The 12,936-nt window shown below is 61.8% G+C and carries 13 protein-coding genes; 7 read left to right on the top strand and 6 right to left on the bottom strand.

Annotated elements, in window-relative coordinates; genetic code table 11:
- Window positions 1–54 precede the first annotated feature (54 nt).
- Window positions 55–696 (bottom strand): HD domain-containing protein, encoded by a 642-nt coding sequence (locus PspCFBP13509_RS05900; RefSeq protein ID WP_065924361.1) that lies wholly within the window; start codon window positions 694–696, stop codon window positions 55–57.
- A 292-nt stretch (window positions 697–988) separates the two neighbouring features.
- Between PspCFBP13509_RS05900 and PspCFBP13509_RS05895 the strand changes: the two genes are divergently transcribed.
- On the top strand, window positions 989–1,954 hold the full coding sequence (locus tag PspCFBP13509_RS05895; protein WP_065924360.1) for a GlxA family transcriptional regulator: 966 nt from the start codon (window positions 989–991) through the stop codon (window positions 1,952–1,954).
- Between the two features lie 33 nt (window positions 1,955–1,987).
- On the opposite strand, the gene PspCFBP13509_RS05890 is transcribed toward PspCFBP13509_RS05895, so the two are convergent.
- Both PspCFBP13509_RS05890 and PspCFBP13509_RS05885 read right to left on the bottom strand, forming a co-directional pair.
- A complete protein-coding gene (locus tag PspCFBP13509_RS05890; protein WP_074847906.1) occupies window positions 1,988–4,342 on the bottom strand; it encodes a penicillin acylase family protein in 2,355 nt (784 codons plus the stop codon).
- Between the two features lie 31 nt (window positions 4,343–4,373).
- A complete protein-coding gene (locus tag PspCFBP13509_RS05885; RefSeq protein WP_137211690.1) occupies window positions 4,374–4,949 on the bottom strand; it encodes a DUF6436 domain-containing protein in 576 nt (191 codons plus the stop codon).
- Window positions 4,950–5,048: 99 nt separating this feature from the next.
- Here PspCFBP13509_RS05885 and PspCFBP13509_RS05880 point away from each other — a divergent pair, with 99 nt between their 5' ends.
- Window positions 5,049–5,990 (top strand): alpha/beta hydrolase, encoded by a 942-nt coding sequence (locus PspCFBP13509_RS05880; RefSeq protein WP_065924357.1) that lies wholly within the window; start codon window positions 5,049–5,051, stop codon window positions 5,988–5,990.
- 40 nt (window positions 5,991–6,030) lie between these two features.
- On the opposite strand, the gene PspCFBP13509_RS05875 is transcribed toward PspCFBP13509_RS05880, so the two are convergent.
- Window positions 6,031–6,783: a DUF2059 domain-containing protein gene (locus tag PspCFBP13509_RS05875; protein ID WP_027608412.1), complete on the bottom strand. Its 753-nt coding sequence runs from the start codon at window positions 6,781–6,783 to the stop codon at window positions 6,031–6,033.
- A gap of 131 nt (window positions 6,784–6,914) precedes the next feature.
- On the opposite strand from PspCFBP13509_RS05875, the gene PspCFBP13509_RS05870 reads away from it, so the two are divergent.
- Both PspCFBP13509_RS05870 and PspCFBP13509_RS05865 read left to right on the top strand, forming a co-directional pair.
- Window positions 6,915–7,547: a 2OG-Fe(II) oxygenase gene (locus tag PspCFBP13509_RS05870; protein ID WP_065924356.1), complete on the top strand. Its 633-nt coding sequence runs from the start codon at window positions 6,915–6,917 to the stop codon at window positions 7,545–7,547.
- Between the two features lie 2 nt (window positions 7,548–7,549).
- Complete coding sequence (locus PspCFBP13509_RS05865) at window positions 7,550–8,032, top strand: DUF523 domain-containing protein (RefSeq protein WP_027608414.1); 483 nt, start codon at window positions 7,550–7,552, stop codon at window positions 8,030–8,032.
- On the opposite strand, the gene PspCFBP13509_RS05860 is transcribed toward PspCFBP13509_RS05865, so the two are convergent.
- Window positions 7,983–8,507, bottom strand: a complete 525-nt coding sequence (locus PspCFBP13509_RS05860; protein WP_051429424.1) for a transporter substrate-binding domain-containing protein — start codon at window positions 8,505–8,507, stop codon at window positions 7,983–7,985. The genes PspCFBP13509_RS05865 and PspCFBP13509_RS05860 overlap by 50 nt on opposite strands.
- A 134-nt stretch (window positions 8,508–8,641) precedes the next feature.
- Here PspCFBP13509_RS05860 and PspCFBP13509_RS05855 point away from each other — a divergent pair, with 134 nt between their 5' ends.
- Complete coding sequence (locus PspCFBP13509_RS05855) at window positions 8,642–9,082, top strand: DUF4399 domain-containing protein (protein ID WP_027608415.1); 441 nt, start codon at window positions 8,642–8,644, stop codon at window positions 9,080–9,082.
- A gap of 67 nt (window positions 9,083–9,149) precedes the next feature.
- Here PspCFBP13509_RS05855 and serA read toward each other — a convergent pair whose 3' ends face one another.
- Window positions 9,150–10,379 carry a phosphoglycerate dehydrogenase gene (serA, locus tag PspCFBP13509_RS05850; RefSeq protein ID WP_003176761.1) on the bottom strand — a complete coding sequence of 410 codons (1,230 nt, stop codon included), beginning with the start codon at window positions 10,377–10,379 and terminating at the stop codon, window positions 9,150–9,152.
- A 366-nt stretch (window positions 10,380–10,745) separates the two neighbouring features.
- On the opposite strand from serA, the gene PspCFBP13509_RS05835 reads away from it, so the two are divergent.
- Together PspCFBP13509_RS05835 and PspCFBP13509_RS05830 are read left to right on the top strand one after the other, a co-directional pair.
- Window positions 10,746–12,140 (top strand): FAD-binding oxidoreductase, encoded by a 1,395-nt coding sequence (locus PspCFBP13509_RS05835; protein WP_065948776.1) that lies wholly within the window; start codon window positions 10,746–10,748, stop codon window positions 12,138–12,140.
- 22 nt (window positions 12,141–12,162) lie between these two features.
- On the top strand, window positions 12,163–12,828 hold the full coding sequence (locus PspCFBP13509_RS05830; protein ID WP_027608418.1) for a fumarylacetoacetate hydrolase family protein: 666 nt from the start codon (window positions 12,163–12,165) through the stop codon (window positions 12,826–12,828).
- Window positions 12,829–12,936: the final 108 nt, after the last annotated feature.

Below are 12,936 nucleotides of genomic sequence, written 5' to 3'. Positions count from 1 at the left end.
ACACTCAGCTATCGGGGGCAAGCCCTTCCCACATTTGATCGCATTTCAACTCCGCTACGCCAACCACGGCGACTTGCGAATCACCTCGACAAAATTCATCGGCTTGAACCCCGGTTCCTGATCCACCAGCACATCGGTCTTCACGTTGCCGAACGTGGTCTGCGGGCGATGGCGCAAGCCGTCGGCAAACGCGCAGATGATGCACTCCTTGAACCCTTCACCGCGTGGATGCGCATGCACCACGGCTTCGCGCTGCACGCTGCTGAACGCGGCGTAGTCCATGCCCAGCACGTCCATTTCTACACCGGCGGTCACCAGTGCCACGGTCGGGCGCAGGTGTTGCGGCACGCCCGGCGTGGTGTGCAGGGCGATGGACAGCCACACCTGTTCGATATCGTCGTCGCTCAGCCCGTAAGGCTTGAGGAAGGCCGCGGCGGCGTTGGCGCCGTCCACTTCGAAGCGCTGGTCATCACTGCGATGGCCTGCCACCAGGCCCAGGTCATGGAACATGGCGCCGACGTAGAGCAGCTCCGGGTTGTAGGCCAGTTGCTTGCGCTCACCGCTCAATGCGCCGAACAGGAACACCCGGCGGGAGTGGTGGTAGAGCAGGTCGGACTCAATGTCGCGGATGTAGTCGGTGGTGGCTTTGGCCAGGGCGCTGTCCGGGATCTTGATACCGGCGATGGTGGTGGTCATGGTGGTTCTCCTCTGGAAAGCAGTCAGTTTGGTCGCTGGTCGGTGCAGCGAACATCGCGGTGAGGGCGCGATCCCGGCCAATGTGCCGACACATCGTGCCAAGCAGAAATCGACTAGGGTGTAGCGGGCGATATCACTCTGGAAGCCTGCGAAAATCCCAGTGTGGGAGGGGGCTTGCTCCCGATTGCTGAGTACCAGGCACTGCATCTGCTGACTGATACAGCGCCATCGGGAGCAAACCCCCTCCCACAGGGTTTGCATTTTATTCCGCTAGAAAAAGGTGTCTGTGAGCATGCACAAGACCGTCGCGATCCTGATCTTCCCCGGCGTCCAGTCACTGGATGTGACCGGTCCCATGGACGTGTTCTACGAGGCCAACCGCTTTCTGGTGCCCGAAGATCATTACCAGTTGGAAGTGATAGGTTTAGGCCACGGCACGATGGCGGCTTCCAATGGCCTGTCACTCCAGGCCCATAATCATTACAGCGAAGCCCTGCAGGCCTATGACCTGCTGCTGGTCGCGGGCGGCCCGCAGTTACCCTTCGAGGACTTCGGCGCTCCGTTCGATGATTGGCTGCGTGGCGCCACCGCCCGGGCGCGACGGTTTGGCTCAATCTGCAACGGGGCCTTCATGCTGGCGCGCGCCGGATTGCTGGACGGAAAAACCGTCACCACCCATTGGAACGACGCCGCCGACCTGGCGCGTCTGTGCCCCTCGGCCCAGATCGAAGCCGACCGCCTCTACGTACAGGATGGCAATCTCTACACCTCGGCGGGCGTCACGGCAGGCATCGACCTGTCGCTGTACCTGCTGGCCCAGGACCACGGCCCGGAAGTGGCGTTGAGCGTGGCCAAGCGCCTGGTGGTGTTCACCCAGCGCTCGGGTGGGCAGTCGCAGTTCAGCCCGTTCCTCACGCCCCACGCCGAAACCAACTCGGCGGTGGCGCTGGTGCAGTTATACGTATTGGCGAACCTGACGGGCGACCTGACCATCGCCGACCTGGCCAAGGCCGCCAACATGAGCGCGCGCAACTTCTCCCGGGTGTTTGCCCGTGAGGCGAGGATTACGCCAGCGGAGTTTGTCGAACGGGCGCGGGTGGATGCGGCGCGGGTGATGCTCGAAAGCACGCATGCGCCGCTGAAGACCGTGGCCTACCAATGCGGGTTTCGCGATGCCCAGCACATGCGCAGCGTGTTCAATCGCCGGCTGGGCGTGACGCCGCAACAGTTCCGGCTCAATTTTGCGGCACCGGTCTAAGCCCCTTCCACAGGTTGACCGATTTCCAAGGGGCTATCGCGCCGGCAGCAGTTTCAGCGTGCTGCGGGTATTGGCCGTGACTTCCTCATCACTGAAATGCGCCTGCTCATAACCCCCTTCGATATAGGTCTCGGCCTGGTCGCCATAGTGCTTGTCGAACGGCACGCCGCTTTGCCCCACCGGATTGATGGTGAGGGCGTGGGCCACGTCGGCAAAGTCGATCAGGCGGCGAGTGGACGGGCCGTAGGTCACTGGCCATGGCGCGGGGCCGATGACGGCCGACTGGTTGTTCGGCACTTCGTGGGTGCCGGGTGCCGGGAACGGGCCGACGTTGACGATCAGGTCCAAGGGTTTCTGTGAGCCCAGCGGATGACCGTGGGTCAGGGTATGAGCCTTGCCCCACTGCCATTGCGTCGGGTCATCGCCGAAGGTGGTCTTGAGGTGCGCGAGGCTGTTGTCCCAGGCCCGCTTGACGGTGTCGGCGCGCTTGCCGTCCCACCAGGGCGAGGCCGGGTCGGCAGCCAGGCGGGGCAGGGCGGCGTCGATCACGCGGGTGGTGAGTAGGGTCTTGAACATCCCGTCACCCAGCTTCGGGTGGAAGGCCGCGTCGGCGAGGTTGAACAGGAACTGGTTGAACAGCGTGGCGCTGGTGGAATCCAGCGGGTAGTCACCCTTCCAGCCGGCAAGCTGTTCCACCAGCTTCAACTGCGCCGGGTCTGTGACCACCTCGTGCAGCACCGGCAACAGCGGCGCCAGCAGGCGCGGGCCGAAGGCGGTGGTGGTGCCCAGTTGCAGGGCCTGGCTGTTGGTCACATCCCACTTCACGCTCTTGTCGCTCAACTGCGCGTTCAACTGCTGGCCCCGGTCGGCGAGGTTGTAATAGCCGGGGATTTCCATGCCGGTGGGCGACGCCGGCTGGGCATTGGCCGAGACCACATAGCCACGCGCCGGGTTTTCTTCCTGGGGGTTGGCGCTGAAGGGGTAGAAGCCCAGCTTGTCGGCCTCGGCGGTGCTGCCGTCGAGGATAAACCCTGGGTTGGCACCTGCCGGGCGAATCGGCAACTGTGCCGCCGCCCACCAGCCGATATCGCCCCTGGCATTGGCCCACACGATATTCAGCCCCGGTGCCGACACTTTGGACGCCGCCGTACGGGCCTTGGCCAACGTGTCGGCGCGGTTGAGCTGGTAGAAACCTTCGAGGATCGGGTTCTGGGTGTCGAGGAACGCCCACCACATGGCAATCGGCGTCTTGCCGCCGTTGTCGCCGAGCACGTCATTGACGATCGGGCCGTGGGGTGACTGGCGCAGGGTGAGGCTGACCGGTGCCTGGCCTTTTACGGCGATCTGTTGCTCGCTGCGGGTCATGTCGACCCACTGGCCGTGGTACCAGACCTGGTTGGCGTTGTCCGGGTTGACCTTTTCGGCGATCAGGTCGAGGTCGTCGTTCTGGAACATGGTCAGGCTCCAGCCGAAATCCAGGTTGTGCCCCAGGAACGCCACGGGTACCAGCGCGTTGTGATAGCCATACAGCTCGAAGCCCGGCGCCGACAGCTGCGCCTCGTACCACACCGACGGCACCGAGAAGCGAATATGCGGGTCACCCGCCAGCAGCGGTTTGCCGCTCTTGGTGCGACTGCCACTGATGGCCCAGGCGTTGCTGCCCTCGAATTGCGGCAAGCCGTTGTCGGCCAACGCCTGCTCGCTCAGGGCGGCGAGGGCGCCGAGGGTTTTCCAGTCACTGTCGGCCAGGTTGAGGGCGCCCTTGGGTTGCCAGTCGAGGTCGAAGACGTTCAGGTAGTCGCTGCCCAGTTGGTCGCGGACGTAAGTCAGCAAGGGCTCGGTACGAAACGCAGCGGCAAAGCTGTAGGCCATGTACCCGGCGACGCTGATGGTGTCCTCGGCGGTAAACGCGCGCCTGGGGATGCCCAGTACGTCGAACTCCATCGGGCGGGCGTGGCTGTCCTGATACTGGTTGATCCCGTCCAGATAGGCTTGCAGGGCCTTCCAGTGCGCCGACTCATGGTCCTGCTGGGCCACGTAGGTGGCGGCGCGGTCACGAATGCGCAGGCTGCGGAACAACTTGTCGGTCTCCAGCAGCTTCGGTCCGAGCACCTCGGCCAGTTCGCCACGGGCCAGGCGGCGCATGATCTCCATCTGGAACAGGCGGTCCTGGGCATGCACGTAGCCCAGGGCGCGATACAGGTCGGTCTCGTTCTCGGCGCGAATATGCGGCACGCCACGGTCGTCGTAGCGCACGGTGACCGAGCCTTGTAGGTTGGCCAGTTCAACCGTGCCCTGGCGGGTGGGTTGCTTGCTGTAGACGTACCAGCCCGCACCGAGGGCGATCAGCACCAGCAGAACCGCAAGAACCTGCAGGACGCGCTTCATGAACATTCCTTACCAAGAGTGGGGTGGCGGGCTACTCATCTTTCGACCACGAACAATAGCAGCCCACCGCCAGGGTGTGCGTGGCGTTCACGTCTCGGCCGGCTTCAAGGGCTTTCAGGATCGGCTCGATAAAACTGTTATTGGAATTACACGTCAGCCCTTCGCTGTAGGGCCCGAAATACGCGAGCTTGCCGGTTCGGTCCCAGATGCCCACGGCCGGGCTGGCCGGCACCTGCTCGGCGCCGGGCAGGGCAGTGAGGGTTTTCATCTTGCGCAGGTTATCGGGCAACTGGCCGTGGCTGCCGGCTTTTTGCAGGGCATAGAACTCGACGCCCTGGGGTGCGTATTGCGCGATCAACTCGCCCAGGTGCTGCTGGTTGCCGACGTTGCACGGGCAAGCGGGGTCCCAGAAGTGCACCAGGCGGATCGGCCCGGGGCCGCTGAGTTCGGCGGGCAGGCGCAGGGCGTCGCCGGAGAATACCGCGGTGTGTTCGCTGAAGGCGCGCAGGTAGCGGCCCTGGAACCAGTCATACGCCGCCCACAGCACACCGGCGCAGATGATCAGGATCAGGCTGGTGAACAGGGCGTTACGGTAAGGCTGTCGCATTCGGATCTATCCTCGCAGGTCGCGTAGCTTGCCATGCTTGTCCTGACAGATGAATATCGCAGCTCGATATTCATCTTCGCCGCAAGTCTGGAAGCCTTTATGCCTGTGACCTTTGACCCTGATCACCTTCGCGAAAGCCTGCGGCCCCTGGTGGATGCGCAACCGCTTTCAGCCGAAGCACGGGTCTACCAGCGTTTCTACGGACTGGACCTGAGTGCACGCAAAGTGCCGACAGTGAGTCGGCTGGGGCGTTTCGAGGTGGCTGGGTTCGAGGTGGTCGCCCAGGTGTGGTGGCCGCCCGTGCCGGTGGCGACGATGTTTATGTTCCACGGCTTCTACGACCATATGGGCCTGTATCGCCACGTGGTGGACTGGGCCCTGGACCAGGGCTTTGTGGTAATCGCCTGCGATTTGCCGGGCCATGGCTTATCCAGCGGCGCGCGCGCCAGCATCGATGATTTTGCCGTGTACCAGGATGTGGTGCAGGCACTGTTCGCCCAGGCCCAAGCGCTGCAATTGCCGCAGCCCTGGCACTTGTTCGGGCAAAGCACCGGCGGCGCGGTGGTGGTGGATCACTTGCTCAACCGGGGGGCCGACAGCCCCGCCCAGGGCAAGACCTTCCTGCTCTCACCGCTGGTGCGGCCGCGTGCGTGGGGATGGTCACAGGTCAGCTATTACCTGCTGCGCCCGTTCGTCAAAGGCATCGCCCGGCGTTTCAGCGAGAACACTCACGACCCGGCGTTCAAGCCGTTCCTGGAAGCCGACCCGCTGCAACCCCGCCAACTGCCCACCGCCTGGGTAGGTGCCCTGGCGCGCTGGATCAAACGCATCGAAGCCGCCCCGCGCAGCCCTCGGCGGCCGGTGATTGTGCAGGGTGAGGAAGACATGACGGTGGATTGGCAGCACAACTTGCAGGTGCTGCGGGGCAAGTTCGACCAGCCCGAGGTGTTGATGCTGCCGCGCGGCCGGCATCACCTGGCGAATGAGATTCCTGAGATTCGCGAAGAGTACTTCCGGTATTTGACGGACCATCTGAAATAACGCAGTCCAAATGTGGGAGGGGGCAAGCCCCCACATTTTATTACTGCGTCAGGCTTGAAGTGCTCTGGCCGACTGCCAGACCTGCGCGAATCGCCGCCAGCGCCGCCTGGTAATACGCCTTACCTTCCGGTGACTCCGCAAACGTCGCGAACTCTTCCAGCTCCGGGTCGGACAAATCCCGATAGACGTAGAGCAGAGTGTTGTTCAGGTCATTGCCAATCTGTTGCATCAGCCGCTCACGCTGGCCATTCAGCATGCCTTGGGCCTGGCCGCCACCCAGCAGGCCGGGGATCATCTGGCTCAAGCTGTCGGCGGCCACGCCGGCGATCGCCAGGCTCACTTCCGCCCCGGCTTCGCGGGCGGGCAAGGCCTGGGCCAGGTGGCCGATGATCAGGCTGCGAGTGGCGTCAGCCTCGATGTGCGGCAGGCCTTGGGCGTTTTTTGCCAACTGGTCGCGGCGCGTGGCCAGCAACTCGGCCGCAACGACCTTGCGGCCCAGGGGCGATTGGAAAAACGCCAGGGCCGGCGCAGGGTCCGCCAGGTGCTTGCGTAACTGGGCTTCGGCGCGCTGGTCCATGGCCTGGGCGGCAAAGCGCTTGTTGCTGTTGTCCACCAGCGCCTGGTACACCGCCGGCGGCAGGCTGTTACGGTAGCGTTGCTGGGCAGCACTGAGGGCGTCATTGAAATGCGCACGTTGTTCGGCCCAGCCGGCGACCTTGTACAACTGGTCATGGCCGTCTGCCCAGGCGGGCAAAACGCAGAACATCAGCAAGGAAAAAAACAAACGACGCATATGGACTCCTGTCAGTCGGCCACTATTGTCCGTGTCGGGCGTAGGATTTGTCGAGAAGTCCTATCAGTCAGCTGACTAAAGTGTATTCAGACGCTCGGCGGCTCTGTCGGATTCACAGGCGTATGGATACTATGCGCGCCATGCAAATACCCCTCGATCACCCCCTGCTGCAACGCATCGTCGATGACCTGGCCGAAAAAGGCTGGTCGCAGCAGAACGGCTTCCTGCCCCAGGCTCTGACCCTGGAACTGGCGGCTGAGTGCCGTAAACGTGCGGCCGAGGGTGAACTGGCCCCGGCGGCAGTGGGGCGCGGGCCGGCCCAGGAGATTCGCGAGGGTATTCGCGGCGACCATATCCAGTGGCTGGAGGAGGGCGACGCGGCGGTCTGTGACAGCTATATGGCGTTGATGGACACGCTGCGCCTGGCGATGAACCGTGGTTTGTTCCTCGGCCTTGAGGATTTCGAAAGCCACTTCGCGATGTATCCCCCCGGCGCGTTTTACCTCAGGCACCTGGACCGGTTCCGCGACGATGATCGGCGCATGGTTTCGGCGGTGATCTACTTGAACGACGCCTGGTTGCCCGAGCACGGTGGCCAGTTGCGTATGTACCTCAAGGACGGCGTCGAATACGACGTGGTGCCCAGCGGTGGATGCCTGGTGGTGTTCCTGTCGGGCGAAGTGCCCCACGAAGTCATGCCGGCTACGCGCGAGCGCCTGTCTCTCACCGGCTGGTTTCGTCGGCGCGGCAACGAGCCGTTCTAACCATGCAAAAGATTCTGATCAGCCGCTGCCTGCTTGGCCACAAGGTGCGCTACGACGGTGGGGCCAGCGGGCCGTTCGATCAACTGGCGGCGTGGCAGGCTGAAGGGCGCGTGGTTGCGATCTGCCCGGAAGTGTCGGGCGGTCTGCCGACGCCCAGGCCCTCTGCCGAGATTCCAGGTGGGCAGGGCATCGATGTGTGGGAAGGCCGCGCCCAAGTGTTGACGGCCGAGGGCGAAGACTTCAGCGCCGCCTTCCTCGACGGCGCCCGGCAAGCCTTGGCGTTGGTGCAGCGCCATCACATCCGCATCGCCATTCTCAAGGCCAATAGCCCGTCCTGCGGCAACCTGCTGACTTATGACGGCACTTTCACCGGTGTCAAGGTCAGTGGCGAAGGTGTCACGGCGGCGCTGCTCAAGCGCCATGGCGTGCAGGTGTTCAGTGAGCTGGAGTTGCCTGCGGCGGCACTGGCGTTGGCGCGCCTGTAGGGGCCTGGTCCTCGAACCACTTCTGGGACAGTGCCTTTAATCGGCCATCGTCCTTCACCCGCTTCAACGCCCCGTCCAGGCTGGTCTTGAAGGCCGGGTTGCCCTTCTGGAACGGGATCGCCAGTTCAGGCTTGTCGTGATAAGCCTCGCTGAAATCGAACTGATCCTTAAGCTCGGCAGTCATAGCGACATGGTTGATGGCCACATCGTATTTGCCGGTTGAGACCCCCGGCAGCATGTCGGCATCGTCGGTGGTGATAAACGAGGGGCGCACGTCCATTTCCTTTGCCAGCAATTCACCCAGCTCGACTTCAAAGCCGGTGAGTTTGTCGCCTTCCTTGAAATTGTACGGTGGTGTGTTGGCTTCAAGGGCGATGCGGAGTTCGCCGCGATCGTTTACATCGTCGATCAGTTCGGCATGAGCCAGGGGGCTCAGAAGGGGCAGCAACAGTAACAGGCCAGGCGAAAAGCGCATGGTCACTCCTAAAGAATTCGAATGTGCGAGGCGCCGTTCAGCATCGCTTTGCTATGGTGGTGAGTGCCTTGGACAGCAATTTGTCGCGAAGTTGTCAGAACCCTACAGATTTCATGGAAAAACTGGAGAAGAGAATGAAAGCCCTATTGTCCCGTGCAACCATTGCCAGCCTGCTGCTGGGTGCCTCGATGTTGGCGAATGCCGCCGATGTTCCGCGTACCCCCGCGCCCAAGGGGGCTGAGGTGTTTATCGTCTCGCCCAAGGATGGCGCGACCGTCGACAAAACCTTCACCGTCAAATTCGGCGTCAAGGGCCTGGACCTTGAGCCGATCGACAAGCAAGTACCAAACGCCGGCCACCATCATCTGCTGGTAGACCAGGATGTACAGTCGCTGAAGGCTGATGAGGCCATCCCAGCCACCGCCACGTCGATTCACTTCGGTAAGGCGCAGACTGAAACCGAACTGACCCTGGCTCCAGGCAAGCACACCCTGCAACTGGTCGCAGGCGACAACGTGCATCGCCAATTCGAGCCCACTGTAGCCTCGAAAGTGATCACGGTTAACGTCAAGTAAGATTTGTTCAGACAAAAAAATGGGAGGCCCCTGCGGGTCTCCCATTTTTTGTGCAGCGTGTGCAGCGTTAGAACAACACGCGGCTACGGATAGTGCCGTTGATGTGCTGCAGCTTCTCTTGCGCCAGGTCCGAGTACTCGGCGTCGACGTCGATCACCACGTAGCCGACCTTCTCGTTGGTCTGCAGGAACTGACCGGAGATGTTGATGCCGTTTTCCGCGAACACCTTGTTGATCTCCATCATCACCCCAGGGATGTTCTGGTGGATGTGCAGCAGGCGGTGCTTGCCAGGGTGAGCCGGCAGGGCCACTTCCGGGAAGTTGACGGACGATACCGAGGTACCGTTGTCGCTGTACTTGACCAGTTTCTCCGACACTTCCAGGCCGATGTTGGCTTGGGCTTCGGCAGTGGAACCACCGATGTGCGGGGTCAGGATCACGTTGTCCAGGCCACGCAGCGGGCTTTCGAAGATGTCGTCGTTGGAGCGTGGCTCCACCGGGAACACGTCGATTGCGGCGCCGATCAGGTGCTTGTCCTTGATGGCGTCGGCCAGGGCGTCCAGCTCGACCACGGTGCCCCGTGCAGCGTTGATCAGGATGCCGCCTTTCTTGATGGCGCGGATTTCCTTCTCGCCGATCATCCACTGGGTCTCAGCGGTTTCCGGAACGTGCAGGGTGACGATGTCGGACATGCCCAGCAGTTCGGTCAGGCTCGACACCTGGGTGGCGTTGCCCAATGGCAGCTTGGTCAGGGTGTCGTAGAAGAACACCTGCATGCCCAGGCCTTCGGCCAGTACCGACAGTTGCGTGCCGATCGAACCGTAACCGACGATACCCAGCTTCTTGCCCCGGATTTCGAAGGAGTTGGCCGCGCTCTTGATCCAGCCGCCACGGTGGCAGGAGGCGTTCTTCTCAGGGATACCGCGCAACAGCAGGATGGCCTCGGCCAGCACCAGCTCCGCGACGGAACGGGTGTTGGAGTACGGGGCATTGAACACTGCGATGCCGCGCTCGCGCGCTGCATTGAGGTCGACCTGGTTGGTGCCGATGCAGAAACAGCCAACTGCCACGAGTTTCTTGGCGTGATCGAAGATCTCTTCGGTCAGTTGAGTGCGGGAGCGAATGCCGATGAAGTGTGCATCGGCGATCTTTTCCTTGAGCTGGGCTTCCGGCAGAGAACTGGTGATGTACTCAATGCTGGTGTACCCGGCAGCTTTCAGAACGTCGACAGCCGATGGGTGGACGCCTTCCAAAAGAAGGAACTTGATCTTGCTCTTATCGAGAGAAGTCTTGCTCATCTGCGTAAACCTGTATCCCGGAGAAAAATGGCAGGGAATCGAATAGCCGGATGTGCCCTGATTCACCAATACTGTTCCCGTTTGACGGCGTCTGTTGCCGTCATGCTGCGTTGCCGCTCCTCCCCATAGCCAGCTATGAGTCGTCGCGGCGTCTTGCCTGACGACAACAGCCACTCGTCAAACAGAAACGTATTGGTAAATCAGGGCACAGAGCTGACCCGGACGGCAGGAAAGCCGTCACCGCAGAAACGCCCTTGGGCTCTGTCCTGCGGGGGCGGTATGCTAGCATACGCGCCCCGCTAAACACCTATTCCTGCGACGTGAAGCGTTCTCAGGATGACCATGAATTGTTCGAGAGTTCTGTCGATGACCCATCCTGCCCTGATTGATGAGCTAAAGACCCTGGTTGAGCCCGGCAAAGTGCTGACCGACGCCGACTCCCTGGAGGCTTACGGCAAGGATTGGACCAAGCACTTCGCGCCCGCGCCCACCGCCATCGTGTTCCCCAAGACCACCGAGCAAGTGCAGGCCATCGTCCGTTGGGCCAATGCGCACAAGGTGGCGCTGGTGCCATCCGGTGGTCGTACCGGCCTGTCGGCTGCTGCCGTGGCGGCCAATGGCGAAGTGGTCGTCTCGTTCGATTATATGAACCAGATCCTCGACGTGAACCTCACCGACCGCACCGCCGTGTGCCAGCCGGGCGTGGTCACCAAGCAATTGCAGAACGTCGCCGAAGAAAAAGGCCTGTACTACCCGGTGGACTTCGCGTCGTCCGGTTCCAGCCAGATTGGCGGCAATATCGGCACCAATGCCGGCGGGATCAAGGTCATTCGCTACGGTATGACCCGCAACTGGGTGGCTGGCATGAAGGTCGTCACCGGCAAGGGTGATGTGCTGGAGCTGAACCGCGATCTGATCAAGAACGCCACCGGCTATGACATGCGCCAACTGTTTATCGGCGCCGAAGGCACCCTGGGCTTTGTGGTCGAAGCCACCATGCGCCTGGACCGTGCGCCGAAAAACCTCACCGCGATGGTGCTCGGCACCACCGATTTCGACTCGATCATGCCGGTGCTGCACGCCTTCCAGGGCAAGCTGGACCTGACCGCCTTCGAGTTCTTCTCCGACAAGGCCTTGGCCAAAGTCCTCGGTCGTGGCGATGTGCCGGCGCCGTTCGAAACCGAGTGCCCGTTCTACGCGCTGCTGGAATTCGAAGCCACCACCGAAGAAGTCGCCAACCACGCCCTGGAAACCTTCGAGCACTGCGTCGAGCAGGGCTGGGTGCTGGACGGCGTGATGAGCCAGAGCGAAACCCAGTTGCATAACCTGTGGAAACTGCGCGAGTACATCTCCGAGACCATTTCCCACTGGACGCCGTACAAGAACGATATTTCGGTCACAGTCTCCAAAGTTCCGGCGTTCTTGAAGGAAATTGACGCTATCGTCGGCGAACACTACCCGGACTTCGAAATTGTCTGGTTCGGCCATATCGGCGACGGCAACCTGCACCTGAACATCCTCAAGCCGGAAAACCTGAGCAAGGATGAGTTCTTCGCCAAGTGCGCCACGGTGAACAAGTGGGTGTTCGAAACCGTTCAGAAGTACAACGGCTCGATCTCCGCCGAACACGGCGTGGGCATGACCAAGCGTGATTACCTGACCTACAGCCGTTCGCCGGTTGAGATCGAATACATGAAAGCAGTGAAGGCGGTGTTCGACCCGAACGGGATCATGAACCCTGGCAAGATTTTCGCGGTTTAACCGCCCCCGAAGGAGTCGTTTCATGAGCTACCAGCACAAGTATGTCGACGGCACCAATATCCACTTTCCTGTCGGTAAAGTGGTGTGTATTGGGCGTAACTACGCCGAACATGCCAAGGAACTGGACAACCCGGTGCCGACCGAGCCGTTGCTGTTCATCAAGCCGGGCAGTTGCGTCGTCCCGCTGGAAGGCGGTTTCAGCATTCCGACCGAGCGCGGTTCGGTGCACTACGAGGCGGAAATCGCGGTGCTGATCGGCAAGCCGCTGTCGAACAAGCCCAGCCGTGAAGAGGTACTGGACGCCATCTCCGGTTTCGCCCCGGCCCTGGATCTGACCCTGCGCGACAAGCAATCCGAGCTGAAAGCCAAGGGCCTGCCGTGGGAAATCGCCAAGTCCTTCGACGGCGCGGCGGTGATTGCGCCGTTCGTGGTCGGCAGCACCTTCGCGGACGTGACCGATATTGGCATTCGCCTGACCATCAATGGCGAAGTGCGCCAGGACGGCAACAGCGCGAGCATGCTCAACCCGATCGTGCCGATGATCCAGTACATGGCCGGCTGCTTCTCGCTGCAGGCCGGCGACGTGATCCTCACCGGCACCCCGGCCGGCGTGGGCCCATTGAATGTGGGTGATGACCTGGTGTTGGAATTGACCGGCGTGAATCGTTTCGAAAGCAGCGTTCGATAAGCACCTGATGTGGAAGGGGGCAAGCCCTAATGCCAGTCAGTTAAGGCTTTTTGTAGGAGCGAGCTTGCTCGCGAAAAACTCACAGGCGCCGCGTTCATTCAGGAAGCA

The organism is Pseudomonas sp. CFBP13509, assembly GCF_005233485.1.
GTDB lineage: Bacteria > Pseudomonadota > Gammaproteobacteria > Pseudomonadales > Pseudomonadaceae > Aquipseudomonas > Aquipseudomonas marginalis.
The sequence above is the reverse complement of the archived record's forward strand: the minus strand, read 5'-3'. Positions and strand labels throughout refer to the sequence as shown.